The organism is Arthrobacter sp. Bi26, from assembly GCF_918697925.1.
GTDB lineage: Bacteria > Actinomycetota > Actinomycetes > Actinomycetales > Micrococcaceae > Arthrobacter.
In genome coordinates, this window is sequence record NZ_CAKKMF010000097.1 from 1 (window position 1) to 17,022 (window position 17,022).

17 protein-coding genes are annotated in these 17,022 nt (G+C 67.8%); 12 read left to right on the forward strand and 5 right to left on the reverse strand.

Translation table 11 applies throughout. The features are described from left to right. Nucleotides 1-186 precede the first annotated feature (186 nt). The 7 genes from LQV16_RS19720 (at nt 187) to bcp (LQV16_RS19750) (ending at nt 7,725) form a co-directional block, all read left to right on the forward strand. Complete coding sequence (locus LQV16_RS19720) at nt 187-987, forward strand: TIM barrel protein (RefSeq protein WP_229995572.1); 801 nt, start codon at nt 187-189, stop codon at nt 985-987. Nucleotides 988-1,191: 204 nt separating this feature from the next. After that, nucleotides 1,192-2,070 carry a 2-hydroxy-3-oxopropionate reductase gene (locus LQV16_RS19725; RefSeq protein ID WP_229995573.1) on the forward strand — a complete coding sequence of 293 codons (879 nt, stop codon included), beginning with the start codon at nt 1,192-1,194 and terminating at the stop codon, nt 2,068-2,070. Between the two features lie 107 nt (nt 2,071-2,177). After that, entirely contained in the window at nt 2,178-3,968 is a 1,791-nt protein-coding gene (gene gcl, locus LQV16_RS19730; RefSeq protein WP_229995574.1) for a glyoxylate carboligase, read from the forward strand. Between the two features lies 1 nt (nt 3,969). Then, entirely contained in the window at nt 3,970-5,181 is a 1,212-nt protein-coding gene (locus LQV16_RS19735) for a glycerate kinase (RefSeq protein WP_229995575.1), read from the forward strand. Next, the gene (allB, locus tag LQV16_RS19740) at nt 5,174-6,517 is read left to right on the forward strand and encodes an allantoinase AllB (RefSeq protein ID WP_229995576.1); all 1,344 of its coding nucleotides are present in this window, start codon (nt 5,174-5,176) and stop codon (nt 6,515-6,517) included. Before LQV16_RS19735 ends, allB begins: the two co-directional genes overlap by 8 nt. Continuing rightward, nucleotides 6,514-7,200 (forward strand): winged helix-turn-helix domain-containing protein, encoded by a 687-nt coding sequence (locus LQV16_RS19745; protein WP_229995577.1) that lies wholly within the window; start codon nt 6,514-6,516, stop codon nt 7,198-7,200. The genes allB and LQV16_RS19745 overlap by 4 nt, the downstream gene beginning before the upstream one ends. A 45-nt stretch (nt 7,201-7,245) precedes the next feature. Further along, on the forward strand, nt 7,246-7,725 hold the full coding sequence (gene bcp, locus LQV16_RS19750) for a thioredoxin-dependent thiol peroxidase (protein WP_229995578.1): 480 nt from the start codon (nt 7,246-7,248) through the stop codon (nt 7,723-7,725). 64 nt (nt 7,726-7,789) lie between these two features. Here bcp (LQV16_RS19750) and LQV16_RS19755 read toward each other — a convergent pair whose 3' ends face one another. Then, complete coding sequence (locus LQV16_RS19755) at nt 7,790-8,788, reverse strand: serine hydrolase (protein ID WP_229995579.1); 999 nt, start codon at nt 8,786-8,788, stop codon at nt 7,790-7,792. Between the two features lie 173 nt (nt 8,789-8,961). On the opposite strand from LQV16_RS19755, the gene bcp (LQV16_RS19760) reads away from it, so the two are divergent. Further along, nucleotides 8,962-9,441: a thioredoxin-dependent thiol peroxidase gene (bcp, locus tag LQV16_RS19760; protein WP_229995580.1), complete on the forward strand. Its 480-nt coding sequence runs from the start codon at nt 8,962-8,964 to the stop codon at nt 9,439-9,441. A gap of 350 nt (nt 9,442-9,791) precedes the next feature. Here the strand turns inward: bcp (LQV16_RS19760) and LQV16_RS19765 are convergent, their stop codons facing one another. Next, nucleotides 9,792-10,640 (reverse strand): methyltransferase domain-containing protein, encoded by an 849-nt coding sequence (locus LQV16_RS19765; RefSeq protein WP_229995581.1) that lies wholly within the window; start codon nt 10,638-10,640, stop codon nt 9,792-9,794. A gap of 90 nt (nt 10,641-10,730) precedes the next feature. On the opposite strand from LQV16_RS19765, the gene LQV16_RS19770 reads away from it, so the two are divergent. The 3 genes from LQV16_RS19770 to purM all read left to right on the forward strand — a co-directional run bounded on the left by LQV16_RS19770 (nt 10,731) and on the right by purM (nt 14,026). Further along, nucleotides 10,731-11,111, forward strand: a complete 381-nt coding sequence (locus tag LQV16_RS19770) for a hypothetical protein (protein WP_229995582.1) — start codon at nt 10,731-10,733, stop codon at nt 11,109-11,111. A gap of 66 nt (nt 11,112-11,177) precedes the next feature. After that, nucleotides 11,178-12,860 carry an amidophosphoribosyltransferase gene (purF, locus tag LQV16_RS19775; protein WP_229995583.1) on the forward strand — a complete coding sequence of 561 codons (1,683 nt, stop codon included), beginning with the start codon at nt 11,178-11,180 and terminating at the stop codon, nt 12,858-12,860. After that, the gene (gene purM, locus LQV16_RS19780; RefSeq protein WP_229995584.1) at nt 12,857-14,026 is read left to right on the forward strand and encodes a phosphoribosylformylglycinamidine cyclo-ligase; all 1,170 of its coding nucleotides are present in this window, start codon (nt 12,857-12,859) and stop codon (nt 14,024-14,026) included. The genes purF and purM overlap by 4 nt, the downstream gene beginning before the upstream one ends. 146 nt (nt 14,027-14,172) lie before the next feature. Here purM and LQV16_RS19785 read toward each other — a convergent pair. From LQV16_RS19785 to LQV16_RS19795, 3 genes are all read right to left on the reverse strand, one after another. Continuing rightward, nucleotides 14,173-15,070 (reverse strand): IS5 family transposase gene (locus LQV16_RS19785; RefSeq protein ID WP_229995585.1). Its coding sequence is split into 2 segments (ribosomal slippage): nt 14,173-14,709 and nt 14,711-15,070, totalling 897 coding nucleotides; the frame shifts between segments, so codons are not numbered across the junction. A 45-nt stretch (nt 15,071-15,115) separates the two neighbouring features. Continuing rightward, entirely contained in the window at nt 15,116-15,898 is a 783-nt protein-coding gene (locus LQV16_RS19790) for a VOC family protein (protein ID WP_229995586.1), read from the reverse strand. Nucleotides 15,899-16,143: 245 nt separating this feature from the next. Next, nucleotides 16,144-16,377 (reverse strand): DUF3073 domain-containing protein, encoded by a 234-nt coding sequence (locus LQV16_RS19795; protein WP_018774150.1) that lies wholly within the window; start codon nt 16,375-16,377, stop codon nt 16,144-16,146. A gap of 292 nt (nt 16,378-16,669) precedes the next feature. Here LQV16_RS19795 and LQV16_RS19800 point away from each other — a divergent pair. Next, nucleotides 16,670-17,022: hypothetical protein (locus LQV16_RS19800; RefSeq protein ID WP_229995587.1), on the forward strand; the 353-nt coding region annotated here is incomplete at its 3' end.

The following is a 17,022-nucleotide window of genomic DNA, read 5'->3' on the forward strand; positions in this document are numbered from 1 at the left end:
CATTGACTCTCCACCCCTTGACTCCCCTGCCCCAACTTCTCTACACTTTTCATAAAGCAGAATCTAAATTCCACCAAGCGGAAACCATGCAGGAACTAAGCAGGCAACGAAGTGGAATTAGTAATCGGATCTGCAAGGCAAAGACGCCCGGGATCCAGCTCCCGCCCACACCGGAAGGAACCCACAATGACGTACACCGTGAACTGCTCCATCCTCCTGACGGAGCTCCCCCTCTGGGAACGCCCGGCCGCCGCGAAGGCCGCCGGTTTTGACGCCGTCGAATTCTGGTGGCCCTTCGAAACCTCCGTCCCCACCGACGCCGAGGTTGCCCGGTTTGAGAACGCCATCACCGACGCCGGCGTGCAGCTCACGGGCCTGAACTTCAACGCGGGCGACATGCCCGGCGGGGACCGCGGCCTCGTATCCTGGCCCGCGCGCTCCACCGAATTCCAGGACAACATCGACGTCGTCGCCGGCATCGGTGAGCGCCTCGGCTGCAAGGCCTTCAACGCCCTCTACGGCAACCGCATTGACGGCGAATCCGCCGAGCAGCAGGACGCCATTGGCGCCGAAAACCTCGCGACGGCGGCCGCAGGCATCGCCCGCATCGGCGGCACGGTGCTCCTGGAACCCGTCAGCGGCGCCCCCAAGTACCCGTTGCTCACGGCCCAGGACGCCCTCGACGTCATCGCCCGGGTCAAGCAGGAATCCGGCGCCAGGAACATCAAGCTCCTCGCCGACTTCTACCACCTGGCAGTGAACGGTGACGACGTCGCCGCCGTCATCGAAAAGCACGCCAAGGACTTCGGCCACATCCAGATCGCCGACAACCCCGGCCGCGGGGCTCCCGGAACCGGGCAGCTTCCCCTCGGCGAATGGATCGCCCGCAGCCGCGCACTCGGCTACGAGGGCTACATCGGCCTCGAATACAAGGAACCGGCGGAGACCGCATTCAGCTGGGCCATCCGCCAGCGCGTCTCGCAGTAGTCCCCACCGGCACCCTGACCTCGCAAGCTCGGCCAGGGAACCCGGCCGGCGTGGGCCCACCCACCGGCACCCTGACCTCGCAAGCTCGGCCAGGGAACCCGGCCGGCGTGGGCCCACCCACCGGCAGCACCCGCACCCACCAGCCGCGGCACAGAAGCACACCTGCGCTAAAACGCATAAAAAGACTTCAGAAAGAGAACCACAATGAGCAACATCGCAGTCATCGGACTCGGCATCATGGGCCTGCCCATGGCCATCAACCTCGTCAAGGCCGGCCACACGGTCACAGGCTTCAACCGCAGTCAGGACAAGACCGACAAACTGGTCTCCGAAGGCGGCCGGGGCGCCGGCAGCATCGCGGAGGCCGTCAAGGGCGCCGACACCGTCATCACCATGGTGCCGGACTCCCCGGACGTCGAAGGCGTGGTCAGCGGCCCCAACGGCGTCTTCGCCAACGCCAAGCCGGGCGCCCTGTGGATCGATGCCAGCAGCATCCGCCCCGACGTCGCCAAGCGCCTCGCCGACGACGCCAGGGCCGCCGGAATCCGTCCCCTCGACGCCCCGGTCTCCGGCGGGGAACAAGGCGCCATCGACGCCGCGCTCTCCATCATGGTGGGCGGCCACGCCGCCGACTTCGAGACCGCCCAGGATGTCCTGGCCGCCGTGGGCAAGACCATCGTCCATGTGGGGCCCTCCGGCTCCGGCCAGACAGTCAAGGCAGCCAACCAGCTGATCGTGGCCGTCAACATTGAAGTCCTTGGCGAGGCGATCGCCTTCCTCGAGGCCTACGGCGTGGACACGGACGCCGCCCTCAAGGTCCTCGGCGGCGGCCTGGCCGGGTCCAAGGTCCTGGAGCAGAAGGGCCAGAAGATGCTGGACCGCAACTTCGACCCCGGCTTCCGCCTGGCCCTGCACCACAAGGACCTCGGCATCGTCACCTCCGCGGCCCGCGAGGCCAACGTCGCCGTCCCCCTCGGCGCCGTCGTCGCGCAGCTCGTCGCCGCCACTGTCAACCAGGGCGACGGCGGCCTGGATCACTCCGGCCTCTTCAAGCAGGTCCTCCAGCTCAGCGGCCGGAAGTAAACCGCCGGCCAGGCGCCGGTCACCACCTGAACCCAGCCTCCCGACGTCGTCAATGACGACGCCGGCACCTCAAGCACACCCAAAAACAGACTTTCAAGGAGCACACCATGACGAAGATGCGCACCGTAGACGCAGCCGTCGCCATCCTGGAAAAGGAGGGCGCCACCGAGGCGTTCGGCCTGCCAGGCGCGGCGATCAACCCGTTCTATTCGGCCATGAGGGCCCACGGCGGCATCCGCCACACCCTGGCCCGCCACGTTGAAGGCGCCAGTCACATGGCTGACGGCTACAGCCGGGCCAAGGACGGCAACATCGGCATCTGCATCGGCACATCCGGCCCCGCGGGCACGGACATGATCACCGGCCTGTACGCGGCCTGGGCCGATTCCATCCCGATGCTCTGCATCACCGGCCAGGCACCCGTTGCCAAGCTGCACAAGGAGGATTTCCAGGCCGTGGACATCGAGTCCATCGCCAAGCCCGTCACCAAGCTGGCCATGACCATCCTGGAGCCAGGCCAGGTTCCCGGCGCCTTCCAGAAGGCTTTCCAGCTGATGCGCTCCGGCCGCCCAGGCCCGGTCCTGCTGGACCTGCCGATCGACGTGCAGATGGCCGAGATCGAATTCGACATCGACACTTATGAGCCCCTGCCCGTGGAGAAGCCCAAGGCCAGCCGGAAGCAGCTGGAAAAGGCACTGGACATGCTCACCGCCGGCGAGCGCCCGGTGATCGTGGCCGGCGGCGGCATCATCAATGCCGGTGCCTCCGGGCAGCTGGTGGAGCTGGCCGAGCTGCTGAACGTCCCCGTGATCCCCACCCTGATGGGCTGGGGCGCTATCCCGGATGACCACGAACTGATGGCAGGCATGGTGGGCCTGCAGACTTCCCACCGTTACGGCAACGAGAACTTCCTGCGCAGCGACTTCGTGATCGGCATCGGCAACCGCTGGGCCAACCGCCACACCGGTGGGCTGGACACCTACACCGCCGGCCGCAAGTTCGTGCACATCGACATCGAGCCCACCCAAATCGGCCGCGTGTTCTCCCCGGACTTCGGCATCGCCTCCGACGCCGCTGCCGCCGTGGACGGGCTGCTGGAACTGGCCCGGGAACGCCGCGCCGCCGGGTCGCTGCCGGACTACACCGCCTGGGTTGCCGAATGCTCCGGACGCAAAGCCACGCTGCACCGCAAGACCCACTTCGACAACGTGCCGATCAAGCCCCAGCGCGTGTACGAGGAAATGAACAGGGCGTTCGGCAAGGACACCACTTACGTGTCCACGATCGGACTGTCGCAGATCGCCGGCGCCCAGATGCTGCACGTGTTCGGCCCCCGCAAGTGGATCAACGCCGGACAGGCCGGCCCGCTGGGCTGGACCGCCCCCGCCGCGCTGGGCGTGGTCCGCGGCAAGCCGGACCAGACCGTTGTTGCCCTGTCCGGTGACTACGACTTCCAGTTCATGATCGAAGAACTGGCCGTGGGCGCGCAGTTCAACCTGCCGTACATCCACGTGGTGGTCAACAACTCCTACCTCGGCCTGATCCGCCAGTCCCAGCGGGGGTTCAACATGGAACAAAACGTGTCCTTGGCGTTCGAGAACATCAACTCCACCGAACTCTCTGCAATTGCAAGAGGCTACGGAGTGGACCACATCAAGGTGGCGGAGGGCCTGGGCTGCAAGGCCATCCGGGTGGAAAACCCGGAGGACCTTCCTGCCGCGTTCGACAAGGCCAAGGCATTCATGGGCGAGTTCAAGGTTCCGGTGGTGGTGGAGGTCATCCTGGAAAAGGTCACCAACATCTCCATGGGCACCGAGATCAACGCCGTCAACGAGTTCGAGGCCCTGGCCGAGACCGCCGGGGACGCCCCCACCGCCATCCTGGCCCTGCAGGCCTGAGATGCGGGTGGTCATTGCGCCGGACAAGTTCAAAGGCTCGCTCTCGGCCCCGGACGTCGCCCGGCACCTGGAAGCGGGGCTGCACGCGGCCGCCCGCGACAGCGGACAGATCAGTAATCTGGAGGTACTGCGGATTCCCGTGGCCGACGGCGGCGAGGGCACCCTCGATGCCGCCGTCGGCTCCGGCTTCACCCGCCGAAGCGCCGTCGTCAGCGGCCCCACCGGCGCGCCGCTCCGGGCAGAGTTCGCGCTCCGCGGCCGCGAGGCGGTCATTGAGATGGCCGCCGCGTCCGGCCTGGCCGTCCTGCCGGACGGCGTCAAGGACGCCAAACGCGCCACCAGCCTGGGCACCGGCGAACTGATCCGGGCAGCGCTCGACGCCGGATGCCGGCAGATCATTTTGGGCGTCGGCGGCAGCGCCAACACCGACGGCGGCGCCGGGGTCCTGCAGGGACTCGGCGCCAGGTTCCTCGACGCCCACGGCAACGAGCTGCCGCCCGGCGGCGCGGCCCTGGCCAGGCTGGACTGGATCGACTTCTCCGGCTTCGAATCCCGCCTGGACGGGGCACGCTTCGTGCTCGCCAGCGACGTGGACAACCCGCTGCTCGGCGCCCAAGGTGCCGCGGCGATCTTCGGCCCGCAAAAGGGCGCCACGGCGGAGGACGTAACTGCCCTCGACGCCGCCCTGGCCCACTTCGTGGACGTGCTCGCGGCCGAAATCGGGCCCCGCGCACGGAAGGCCGCGGACGCGCCGGGCGCCGGGGCAGCCGGCGGCGTGGGCTACGCCGCGATCGCCGTATTGGCCGCGACCCGCCGGCCGGGCATCGACGTCGTCCTTGAATTCACCGGGCTGGCCGACCGGCTGGCCGGCGCGGACCTGGTGATCACCGGCGAAGGCAGCCTCGACGAACAGACCCTGCTGGGCAAAACTCCGGTGGGCGTTGCCCGGGCCGCCCGCCGCGCCGGGGTTCCGGTAGTCGCTGTCTGCGGCCGGTCCGTCCTGACCGGGGAGCAGATCAGCAGTTCCGGGTTCCTCGCGGTCCACGCTTTGACGGAGCTGGAAAGCAATGTAGACACATGTATAGCCGAGGCCGCTCCTCTGCTGGAGCGCCTCGGACGGCAACTCGGCGAGCAATTGACCAACGCGGCGCACCCCGTCCAGGGTGCCCGCGCCCTGGACAGTGCTCCTGGAAAGGAGACCCTCCGTGTCTGAAGAAACCTACGACGTCGTCTTCCGCGGGCGGCAGGTGCTGACCACGGCCGGCCTCGCCGCGCGGGAAGTCGGCATCCGCGACGGCGTGATTACCGCGATCGCGCCGCTGGGCGACGGCCTCCCCGGCCGTGAAGTCATCGAGCTCGCCGACGACGAAACCCTCCTGCCAGGCCTGGTGGACACCCACGTGCACGTCAACGAGCCCGGCCGCACCGAGTGGGAGGGCTTCGCTTCCGCCACCCGGGCGGCAGCGGCCGGCGGCGTCACCACGATCATCGACATGCCGTTGAACAGCATCCCACCCACCACTACGGTGGCGGCCCTGAAACTCAAACGCGAGGTAGCAGAGGACCAGGTGTTCGTGGACGTCGGTTTCTGGGGCGGAGCCATCCCGGGCAATAAGCACGAACTGCGGCCGCTGCACGACGAGGGTGTCTTCGGCTTCAAATGCTTCCTGCTGCACTCCGGTGTGGACGAGTTCCCGCACCTGGAAGCGGACGAGATGGAAGAGGACATGGCAGAGCTGAAATCCTTCGACTCGCTCATGATCGTCCACGCCGAGGACGCCCACGCGATCGATCACGCACCCCACCCGGGCGGCGACCGCTACGCGATGTTCCTCGCGTCCCGCCCGCGCGGGGCCGAGAACAAGGCCGTCGCCGAGGTCATCGAACGGGCCCGCCGGACCGGCGCCCGCGCCCACATCCTGCACCTGTCCTCCTCCGATGCGCTCCCCTTGATCGCGACCGCCAAGCGCGACGGCGTTCGCCTCACGGTCGAAACCTGCCCGCACTACCTGACGCTGACGGCCGAGGAAATCCCGAACGGCGCCACAGCCTACAAGTGCTGCCCGCCGATCCGCGAAGCCTCCAACCGCGAACTGCTGTGGGCCGGGCTGCAGGACGGCACCATCGACTGCATCGTCTCGGACCACTCCCCGTCCACCCTGGATTTGAAGGACCTGGAAAACGGGGACTTCGCCGTGGCCTGGGGCGGGGTCTCCTCGCTGCAGCTGGGCCTGTCGCTGATCTGGACCGAGGCCCGGCACCGCGGCATCCCGCTGGAGCAGGTTCTCTCGTGGATGGCGGCCAGGCCGGCCCAGCTCGCCGGCCTGGCCAACAAGGGCCAGCTGGCGGTGGGGTACGACGCCGATCTCTCCGTGTTTGCCCCGGACGAGGCGTACGTCGTGGACGCCTCCAAGCTCAAGCACAAGAACCCCATCACCCCGTACGACGGGAAGTCGCTTTCCGGCGTCGTCCGGCAGACCTATCTCCGCGGCACCCTGATCGACGGCCGGACTCCGAACGGCAAGCTGATCCGCCGCGGCGACGTATGAGCCAGGCAGCCGTGGCCGGCACCGCACGCGCCGTTCACGGACGGGCCAGGCGCAACGGACAGCCGCGGCAGGCCGGCCTCGCGGCGAAGGGACTGGCTGTCTGGATCACCGTGCCGGACAACGCCGACCTTGACCCGGCCTGTCTGGCCCGGGCGGCCGAACTCGTGCTTGGCCGCGCCCTAAGAAGTGCCCCGGAGGCGGAAGTCCACTTTAGGCCCGCCGCCGGAGCCGCAACGTCCGCCGTCGTCCGGTCCCCTGGAGAAGACGGCGCCCTGCCGGGAACCCCGACCGGGGATCCCGCCGGGGACGGCACTCCGGACGACGACGGCGGGGCGGGCCCGGCGCCCGCCCCCGGCAGCATCAGCCGGCTCGCCGTCGACCTCGCGGCCGGGGACGCAAGGCTCGATGGCGAGCGGGTGCCCCTGACGGATCTGGAGTTCACCCTCCTGAGGTGCCTTGTGCAGAACTGCTCCCGCACGGTCAGCCGGGAGGAACTGCAGCATTGCCTCGACGCGTTCGACACCCCTGGCGCGGCAACCCGGTCCATCGACGTTTACGTCGGCCGGTTGCGCCGGAAACTCAAGGGCTGCCGGCACGCCGTCGTCACCGTCCGCAGCGGCGGCTACCGCTTCGTCCCCGGTCCGCGGGCGACCGTGCGCGGACCGGCGGAATACAGCATCTGAGGTCCGCTGCCACAACCATCCCGACCCTCGATCGAAGGAAACTGCATGCAATCCATCGTCACCACCAAACTGCGGGCTGGCACTCCAGCACCCGGGTTCACGCTGCCCGATGCTGCGGGCCGCCGGATTTCCCTGGCCGATTACCGCGGCAAAAGCGTCATTGTCTATTTCTATCCGCGCGCCGCCACGCCCGGCTGCACCACCGAGGCCTGCGACTTCCGCGACAGCCTTGCTGCCCTCCGGGGCGCAGGCTACGAGGTCCTGGGCATCTCGTCCGACGCCCGTGAGGCCCTCTCCGCCTTCGCCGCCGAGCACGCGCTGACGTTCCCCCTGCTCGCCGACGAGGACCACGCTGTGGCCCTCGCGTACGGGGCCTGGGGCGAGAAGCTGGTGGAGGGCGAGGTCCGCGAAGGAACGGTCCGGTCCACCGTGGTTGTCGGTCCCGACGGCAACGTGGTCCTGGCGCAATACCAGGTCAGCCCGCAGGGCCACGTGCGGGCGCTGCGGGAGGAACTCGGCATTTAGGGCACCGGATTTAGCGTTCCGGACGTCTGCGGGCGGCCCCTGACACGCTCGTCCCAGAGGCGGCCTAGAAGAGGGCGCCCGCCACCGCCTGCGTCAGCTGATGGATCACCTCGGTGCGTTCCGGGACGTCGCTCAGGTCCTGGCCCTTGGTATAGATCACCAGGGCGTAGGCGGTGCCGTCCCGGATGAGGATGCCGGCGTCGTGCAGTTCACCGCCCAGGAGCCCGTACTTGTGGAAGACCGTGATCCCTTCCGGCACTGCGGCGGGAATGAGTGATTCGTAGTTGGTGTCCTGCATATAGGACAGCAGCTGGGCTGTGTCCCCGGCATTCAGGAGCGTCCCGGAGTAGACGCGGGAGACGATTGTCGCCATTTCCGCCGGGGTCAGTGTATTGATTTTCGGGTCATAGCTCACGCCCAGCGACGCCGCATACTCGGTCAACTGCTCGTGGCCCACGGCATCCATGATCAGCGACCACGAGTCGTTGTCGCTCTGCTGGATCATCTCGCGGAGCTGGAATCCGGCGGTGTAGTTCCCCAACGGGTCATCGAGGCTGGCCGCCCCGGTTTCGACCAGGTGGTAGTAGGCCGCCGCGGCCAGGACTTTGGCAGTGCTCGCGGCCACGAACTTCTCCCGGACCCCGTATTCGTGGACGTCCGCGGAGCCGGCGCCCTGGGAGAGGTCGACCAGCGCCACGCCGATCTGGTACTGGCTGTTGGCATCGAGAATGGCCTGGATGCGCGTGTCCAGTGCCGCGTCCACCGCGCCCGCAGCCGGGGCGGATGCCTGGGCAGATGCATCGGGACTGGCTGACGGCGACGCGCTGGCCTCCGCTGTGGTCGTGGCAGACGGCGCAGCCGACGCAGCCGACGTTGTCGTGAGATTCGCCGCCGTCGAGCGGGCTTGCGCAAAGGAATAGATACCTGCAGCCAGGACGACCGCCAGCACCGCGGCACAGGCCGCCCCCATCAGGGCCCGTGCCCGGCCGGTCCCTCGACGGGGCCCGCGGCCGGGAGTGCGCCGGAATCCGAATCGTCGCTGCTGTGGATTTTGCTGTTCCATAATGACTTCAATCTAGCTACGGCAGCTATGCCGGAGCTATGAAAAAGCTGTCAGGCCCGAGCCCGCCAAAGCCGCCCCGGAAGGGTCCTTGATAGGCTCAGGCGGCGGAATACAGCCTCGGTCCACGATGTTGTGCATCACAGACCCATTGTCCACTCCCCCGAAGGATCATCATGAGCGCAAACACGACCGTCAAGCTTCAGCCCGGCACCCCGGCCCCGGATTTCACCCTGCCGGACGCCGAAGGCAAGCCGGTTGCCCTGGCCGATTACCGCGGCAAGAACGTCATTGTGTACTTCTACCCGCAGGCCGCGACCCCCGGCTGCACCACCGAGGCCTGCGACTTCCGCGACAACCTCGCGTCCCTGCAGGGCTCAGGCTACGAGGTCCTGGGCATCTCCCCCGACGCCCCCGAGGCCCTGGCCCACTTCACCGGCGACTTCGCGCTGACCTTCCCGCTCCTGGCCGACGAGGACCACACTGTCGCCCTGGCATACGGCGCCTGGGGCGAGAAGCTGGTCCAAGGCGAGGTCACGGAGGGCATCGTCCGCTCCACCGTAGTGCTGGACCCCGAGGGCAAGGTGACGCTGGCGCAGTACCAGGTCAAGGCCCAGGGCCATGTTGCGTCGCTGAAGGAAGCGCTGGGCGTCTGACCCGCTGATCGTCTGACGCTGGAGTGCTCCCCCGGTGTCGGAGCGCTCGTCCGGCGTCGCCCGACTGGGTGCACCCGCGTGCCCTGACGTGGGCCGTACCTGTTTCCGCGGCGGTTTCGGACCCTCGCTGCTGAATCGGATACATGCAGCGAGGATCCGGGGCGCGCCCGTCCGATAGCTGGGCGCGTGCCTGAAACTGCCGCGGAAAAGTTCTCCACACCCGGCCCGCGGGTGGTTGTCCGGCCCAGCGTGGCGGACCACCATCGGGGCATGGAACTACCTCGGTTGCAGCGCGGGTCCTCGGTGCGCCCGTCCGAAAACGCCGCGAATACCCGCCCCGTCCCGCCGAGCTACACCTTGGTTCCCGCCACCACCGTGGCGGTGGACCGGAGCCGGATCGCGCCGTCGTGCTCGTAGCGGCCCAACAGCGCGAACACATCCGAGCGGATCAGGGCCCGCGACTCCTCATCCGCCTTAGCCAGCCCCATCGCCACGGTGGTGGCGATGTCGGTCATGAACTCCCAGTAGCTCTCGGGGGATTCGTGCACCAGGTCGGTGCTGACTTGGCGCTCGCTCACCTCTGCCAGCCCGGCGTCCTTGAACATCCGGGTCATGAACCCGGTTGGTGCGCAGCGGAACAGACCTGGAGTGCCCGCGGGCGGGATGGGCAGTTCCCGGTGCCGGGCGATCGTGCCCAGGATCAGGCTGGCCCAGGGATTTGCCGCCGCGCGCCCCCAGACGACGGCGCCGACGCGGGCACCGGGTTGGGCGGTGCGCGCCATCTCTGCCATGGCCGCGGACATCACCGGAAAGAACATCAGCCCGAAGCGGCAGTACACGGCGTCGAACGTGCTGTCCCCGAAGGGCATGGCTGCGGCGTCGCACACCTCAAAGTCCAGGTTGGTCAGGCCCCAGGCCGATGCCTTCTCCTCGGCCACGCGGAGCATTCCCGCCGAAATGTCGGCCAGGACCACCCTGCCCTCCGACACTCGCTTGGCCACGGTGAGTCCAGGTTCCCCCGTGCCTGCCGCGACATCCAGCACCCGGGAGTCGGGGCGCAGCGGCAACTCCTCGAGCAATGCCTCCCCGAACGGAGCCTGCCAGCCGAGCAGCTCAGCGTCCCATTTGTTCCAGCCCGCCGAGAACTCATTCCAGATTATGCGCTGCTGGTCGCGAATGCGGGCGGCTGAGGCTAACATGGCCGTTCCTTAGCTCGTCTGTACGTAGCCCCTAGTCTGCTCCGGGAACCGGGCCCCGGCAATGAGTCCAAGGGCAGTACGCTTAATGGCATGTCTTCCCACGAAACCCCCGGCACAGCAGGCACCGACCCCCAGCGGGAGCCGGCCCAGGGCAGCGTTCCGGAGCGCCGCGAGGTGACCGTCCGCCGGGCGCCGAAATATGTGCCCTTCCTGATCCTGGGCGGGCTCGTGGGCGTGGCCGCCGCGGCCGTGATCGCCTACGCTTTCCCCGGTGACGCGAGCTACGACCGCGGCTCGGTCTTCGGCTTCTTCATGGTCCTTTGCGCGGCCGGCGGCGTCATCCTGGGTGCCGCGACAGCCCTGGTGCTGGACCGGATGAGCGTCCGCCGCGCCGAGCACGCCGTCGTCGAGTCCGCAACGGACGCACCGGAGACTCCGGATACCTCGGACGACGACGAGAACCGCGCCTGAGCAGGCCGGCAGGTCATAAAACGGCCGCCGGAAAAGTCTTAGCGCACATCGTGAGATAATCGACCAGTGGCACGCGGCGATGGAAAACTTTCTCATGATCTTCTCCCAGGCGAAAAAGGCCCTCAGGACGCATGCGGCGTCTTCGGGGTCTGGGCACCCGGTGAAGAAGTAGCAAAACTCACCTACTACGGGCTGTATGCACTGCAGCACCGCGGTCAGGAGTCGGCTGGCATTGCAACCAGCGACGGCAAGCGGATTAACGTCTACAAGGACATGGGACTCGTTTCCCAGGTCTTCGACGAGACCACGCTGAACACCCTGACCGGGCACCTGGCCGTCGGCCACTGCCGCTATTCCACTACCGGTGCGAGCCACTGGGCCAACGCCCAGCCCACCCTGGGCGCGACGTCCACGGGCACCGTGGCCCTGGCCCACAACGGCAACCTGACCAACACGGCCGAGCTCAAGGCGATGATCGAGGACCGCAACGGCGGAAACCTCAGCGGCGAGATGAAGCAGGGCAACACCTCGGACACAGCCCTGGTCACCGCACTCCTGGAGGGCGAAGAGGGCAAGTCCCTCGAGCAGACCGCCATGGAGCTGCTGCCCAAGATCAAGGGCGGCTTCTGCTTCGTCTTCATGGATGAGGGCACCCTCTACGCGGCCCGCGACACCTACGGGATCCGCCCGCTCTGCCTGGGCCGGCTGGAACGCGGCTGGGTGGTTGCCTCCGAGCAGTCCGCCCTCGCCACTGTCGGCGCCAGCTTCATCCGCGAAATCGAACCCGGCGAGTTCATCGCGATCGACGAGGACGGCGTCCGCTCGCAGCGCTTCGCCGAGGCGACGCCGGCCGGCTGCGTTTTCGAGTACGTCTACCTCGCCCGCCCGGACGCCTCCATTGCGGGCCGCTCGGTGTACGAATCCCGTGTGGAAATGGGCCGCCAGCTGGCCCGCGAAAACACCCAGGAAGCGGACATCGTCATCCCGGTGCCGGAATCGGGCACCCCCGCGGCCGTAGGCTACGCCGAGGAATCCGGCATCCCCTTCGCGCACGGCTTCGTCAAGAACTCCTACGTGGGCCGCACGTTCATCCAGCCTTCGCAGACGCTGCGCCAGCTCGGCATCCGGCTCAAGCTCAACGCCCTCGAATCCGTGATCCGCGGCAAGCGTGTTGTGGTGGTGGATGACTCGATCGTCCGCGGCAACACCCAGCGCGCCATCGTGCGGATGCTCCGGGAAGCCGGCGCCGCAAGCGTCCACATCAAGATTTCCTCCCCGCCGGTCAAGTGGCCCTGCTTCTACGGCATCGACTTCGCCTCCCGGGCGGAACTGATCGCCAACGGCGCCACCATCGATGAAATCACCCAGGCCATCGGTGCCGACTCACTCGCCTACATTTCCGAAGACGGCATGATCGACGCCACCCGGCAGCCGCGCGAGCGCCTCTGCACCGCCTGCTTCACCGGCAAGTACCCGATCGAGCTGCCCGGGGCGGACAAGCTCGGCAAGAACCTGCTCGAACGCACGGACCTCGGCGGACTTCCCTCTGCCTCCGCCACGGCTGCTTCCGGCACGGCGCCGTCCGCGGCTTCCGCGGCGCCCGACGCCGAACCCGGCACCGCAATCTCCGACGACCCGGCCGAAAAGGCCGGCGCCACCGGCTGCGATCCAGGGCCGGATTCCGAATTCGAAGAACTGCTCACCGATGCCGACCGCGTCACCACAGCCGACAAGAAAGAGCCAGTATGACTTCCGCCTCCCCGGCCGCTGACATGAACGCCGCCCAGAACGCCGGCATCACCTACGCCTCCGCCGGCGTCGACGTCGAAGCGGGAGACCGCGCCGTCGAACTCATGAAGGACGCCGTCAAGGCCACCCACAACGCCTCGGTGATCGGCGGCGTCGGCGGGTTCGCAGGCCTCTATGACGTCTCCCGGCTGCTCACGTACAAGCGCCCGCTGCTGGCCACCTCCACCGACGGCGTCGGCACCAAGGTGGCAATCGCCCAGGCCATGGACATCCACGACACCATCGGCTTCGACCTCGTCGGCATGGTGGTGGACGACATCGTCGTCGTGGGCGCCGAGCCGCTCTACATGACCGACTACATCGCGTGCGGCAAGGTGGTCCCGGAGCGTATCGCCGACATCGTCCGCGGCATCGCGGCCGCCTGCTCGGTCGCCGGCACCGCCCTGGTGGGCGGCGAAACCGCCGAGCACCCGGGCCTGCTGGGCGAACACGAGTATGACGTCGCCGGTGCCGCCACCGGTGTTGTCGAGGCCGATGCGCTGCTCGGCCCGGACCGTGTCCGCGCCGGGGACGTGGTGATCGGCATGGCCTCCTCCGGCCTGCACTCCAACGGCTACTCTCTGGTCCGCCGCGTCATCAACCACGCCGGCTGGGCCCTGGACCGCCAGGTCTCCGAACTCGGCCGCACCCTGGGCGAGGAGCTCCTCGAGCCCACCCGCGTCTACGCCGCGGACTGCCTGGACCTGGCACGCACCTTCCCGGTCAACGGCTCCGCGGCCGGCAAGGCCGTCCACGGCTTCAGCCACGTGACCGGCGGCGGCCTCGCCGCCAACCTCGCCCGGGTCCTCCCGCAGGGCCTGCTGGCCACCGTGGACCGCTCCACCTGGGAACTCCCGGCCATCTTCAAGCTGGTCTCCGAACTCGGCAACGTCCCGCTGGCCGATCTGGAGCGCACCCTGAACCTGGGCGTCGGCATGGTCGCCATCGTGTCGCCGGAAGCAGCCGACGCCGCCGTCAACCGGCTCAACGACCGCGGCCTGCCGTCCTGGGTCATGGGCACGGTCGAGGTGAACTCGGACTCCATCGTCAAGACGGGCCCGGACTACGTCCAGGGCGCCAAGGGCGTCGACGGCGGCGCCGTCCGGCTGGTCAACGCCTACGCCTAGACCGCCTGCCCCGACGTCGAGTGCTCCCCAACTGCCCCCCTCGCCTCGCATTCCCGGCCAGGGAACCCTGCCGGCGTGGGCCCAACTGCCGTTTTGACACCTGAAAACGGCAGTTGGGGAGCACTCGATGTGTTTAAGCCGCGGCCCTAGGGCGTGTCTCCTAATACTTTGAGCCAGACGGTGATCGCGCGAAGGACGACGGCGCCGCGGTACGTGAGGGCGAGCTTGTCGTATCGGGTGGCGAGCCCGCGCCATTGCTTGAATACGTTGAAGGCCCTTTCGACGACGTTCCGGCGTTTGTAGGCATCTTTGTCTAGACCCACAGGTCTTCCGCCCTTGCTGCCCCGTCGCTTGCGGTTCGCTTCCTGGTCGGAGCGTTCCGGAATCACTGCCTGGATCCCGCGCCGGCGCAGCAGCTCCCGGTTCGCCCGGGAGGAGTACGCCTTGTCCGCCAGTGCCCGGTCCGGACGGGAGCGGGCCTTGCCCCCGCCAAGCTTGGGTACCTTCAGCGCCTCAAGCAGGTTCGGGAACATCGGGGAATCACCGCCTTGGCCCGGGCCGAGCAGGATGACCAACGGGCGCATCTTGCCGTCGCAGAGGTGGTGAATCTTCGTCGTCAGCCCGCCGCGGGACCGCCCGATCGCGTGGTCACCGGGCTCCTCCAACAGTTTCATGTAATTCGACAGGTCCCCCCGCGCTGCGGGGAAGGTTGGTCGCGTGCTGGTGGGCGCGGTTGACTGTCGAATCCACGGAGACTTCCCACTCGATCAGTCCGGCTGCGTCTGCTTCCGAGAGCAGGGAAGCCTGGATCTTATCCCACGTGCCGTCACCGCTGAACCGGCGGTGACGCTTCCAGACCGTCTGCCACGGACCGTAGCACTCAGGCAGGTCACGCCACGGGATCCCGGTCCGGAAACGGTAGATGATGCCCTCCATGACCAGCCGGTGGCCCTGAAACGGACGCCCCCGACGCCCGGAGGAGTCCGGCATCAGGTCCTCAATCAGAGCCCACTGGTCATCAGTCAAAACGGAAGTACGTGACACCCGTCCACTATTTCAAAAACCACGCCCCGAATTAGGAGACACGCCCTAGACCTCCAGCAGGCTGAAGACGCCGCCCTGCGGGTCCTTGAGTGTGGCGATGGTGCCGGCTTCCTCGACCTCGTCCGGTTCGATCAGCACGACGCCGCCCGCGGACACAGCGGCCTGCACCGCCGCCGCGACGTCTGAGACGCCGAAATAGACCTGCCACCCCGGCTCGAGGGTGTCCTGCGCATCGCCGGGAACCCGGGCGATGCCGGCCACTTCGGCGCCGCCCACCATGAGCGTGGTGTAGGTGCCGCCGTCGTCCTGGGGGTATTCGGTCACCTCGTGCCCGAAAAGCTGCTGGAAGAAGCCGACGGCGGCCTGCGGCTCGGGTGTGAGCAGCTCGGCCCAGGCCAAGGTGCCCGCCTCCTGGCTCCGGCCGGCCCCGAAGTGGCTGCCGGCCTGCCAGGCCCCAGTGGTGCCGCCGCCGGGCGGGGCGAAGAAGACCATGACGCCGGTGCCACCGATCGCCTCGGGGCCGAATTCAAGCTGCCCGGGGGAATGGGCCAGTTCCCCGGCCAGGTCCAGGGCGTCTTCGACCGCGAAATATACGTTCCACCGGCCCGGTCTGCCGGCGGCTTCCTGCTCGGGGGTCTGCGGCGCGAGCACGGTAACCAAGGCATCGCCGAGGAAGGCTTTCGCGTAGCTGCGTCCGTCCGGGGTGGGCAGATCCTCGTACCGCCAGCCGAAAACCTCCGCGTAGAAGGCCTTCGCCGCCTCCACATCGCTGGTCTGGAGGTCCGTCCAGCAGAGCTCGCCCTCAGCGAATTCTGTGCGCATGGTCATGGCAGTCCTTCCGGGCATCGGGGTCGCGTCCGGGAAAATCCGGCACCAACAACCTAGCCCGAGGCCCCGTCGGTGACAACTGCGCCGGCGAAACCATGGCGAAACGACGCGGGCAGACGCTACGGGCACAAGAGAAGCCGCCGGCCACACCCAAAACAGGTGTGGCCGGCGGCCTGAAAATCTTTGGCTGGCACAGCAGTGCCGGAAGGATCCCCCCGGGGAGAACTGCCGGAAGGAAGCGTCGACTAACCTATGCGACGGGAATCTACCTCGTCGTCGTCGTCTTCCACATCGTCCGCGTACTTATCCACATACGCTGAATAATCCGGTTCGACCGGGTCATCCGCGAAGTGGCTCGTGGCACGACTTCCCGGGCCCGTGAGCTCGCGCTGAAGGGCCGAATAGTCAGTGTTCGGGGAGTAGTACTTGATGTCCCGAGCCTGCTTGGTAGCTTTTGCCTTTTGACGGCCGCGCCCCATGGCGTGACCCCCTTTTGTACTTGGACCGGAGGTGGTCACCTTTGGCGATCGGTGAGGCCCCGGAATGTTTGGTCAATTTGTCGTACACCTAGATTACATGCTTTCGGCGTCAACTGCTCGCCGGCGTGCGCCTTGTGGACAGTGTGGCGCGTCCCGGAACGGCGGCCGCGCCCACCGGCACATGCGCCGTGCCGCGCATCTTCGATAGAGTTTCGTGATGTGCGCCCAGAAAAGGGCCGCGACGCCGGACTTCCAGCTCCGGCAAAGACGCACGGAAGTGGTGAATTTCTCAGTGACTGAAGAGAATCCAAGATACGACGCCGGGTCCATCCCGCCGCCGCCTTCGAGGCCGCCGACGTCCACCCTGCCCGTCATTACCGCCGACCCCGCACGGGCCACGAATCGCTCGGCGGCACCTGCTGCGGCGAAGCCCACGGGCCTCACCTACGCCGGCATCGTGAGCGTGCTCTCCCGGCGAGCGCGTCCCCTGGCGCGCCGGATCCGCCTGCAAGGGCCCATGCGGCTCGGCGTGGCCGCGGCCGTACTCGTCGCGCTTGGGATTTTGGTCTGGTGGGCGGTGGCCGCATTTGCAGGCAACGGCCAGCCCTCCCCGGAAAGCGGCAGCCCGGCCCCGGCAGCTTCGTC

Bases quoted from the DNA above. Each gene is read 5' to 3' on its own strand.
- LQV16_RS19720 (WP_229995572.1), top strand. From the start codon at position 187: ATGACGTACACCGTGAACTGCTCCATCCTCCTGACGGAGCTCCCCCTC.
- LQV16_RS19725 (WP_229995573.1), top strand. From the start codon at position 1,192: ATGAGCAACATCGCAGTCATCGGACTCGGCATCATGGGCCTGCCCATG.
- gcl (WP_229995574.1), top strand. From the start codon at position 2,178: ATGACGAAGATGCGCACCGTAGACGCAGCCGTCGCCATCCTGGAAAAG.
- LQV16_RS19735 (WP_229995575.1), top strand. From the start codon at position 3,970: ATGCGGGTGGTCATTGCGCCGGACAAGTTCAAAGGCTCGCTCTCGGCC.
- LQV16_RS19745 (WP_229995577.1), top strand. From the start codon at position 6,514: ATGAGCCAGGCAGCCGTGGCCGGCACCGCACGCGCCGTTCACGGACGG.
- bcp (WP_229995578.1), top strand. From the start codon at position 7,246: ATGCAATCCATCGTCACCACCAAACTGCGGGCTGGCACTCCAGCACCC.
- LQV16_RS19755 (WP_229995579.1), bottom strand. From the start codon at position 8,788: ATGGAACAGCAAAATCCACAGCAGCGACGATTCGGATTCCGGCGCACT.
- bcp (WP_229995580.1), top strand. From the start codon at position 8,962: ATGAGCGCAAACACGACCGTCAAGCTTCAGCCCGGCACCCCGGCCCCG.
- LQV16_RS19765 (WP_229995581.1), bottom strand. From the start codon at position 10,640: ATGTTAGCCTCAGCCGCCCGCATTCGCGACCAGCAGCGCATAATCTGG.
- LQV16_RS19770 (WP_229995582.1), top strand. From the start codon at position 10,731: ATGTCTTCCCACGAAACCCCCGGCACAGCAGGCACCGACCCCCAGCGG.
- purM (WP_229995584.1), top strand. From the start codon at position 12,857: ATGACTTCCGCCTCCCCGGCCGCTGACATGAACGCCGCCCAGAACGCC.
- LQV16_RS19790 (WP_229995586.1), bottom strand. From the start codon at position 15,898: ATGACCATGCGCACAGAATTCGCTGAGGGCGAGCTCTGCTGGACGGAC.
- LQV16_RS19795 (WP_018774150.1), bottom strand. From the start codon at position 16,377: ATGGGGCGCGGCCGTCAAAAGGCAAAAGCTACCAAGCAGGCTCGGGAC.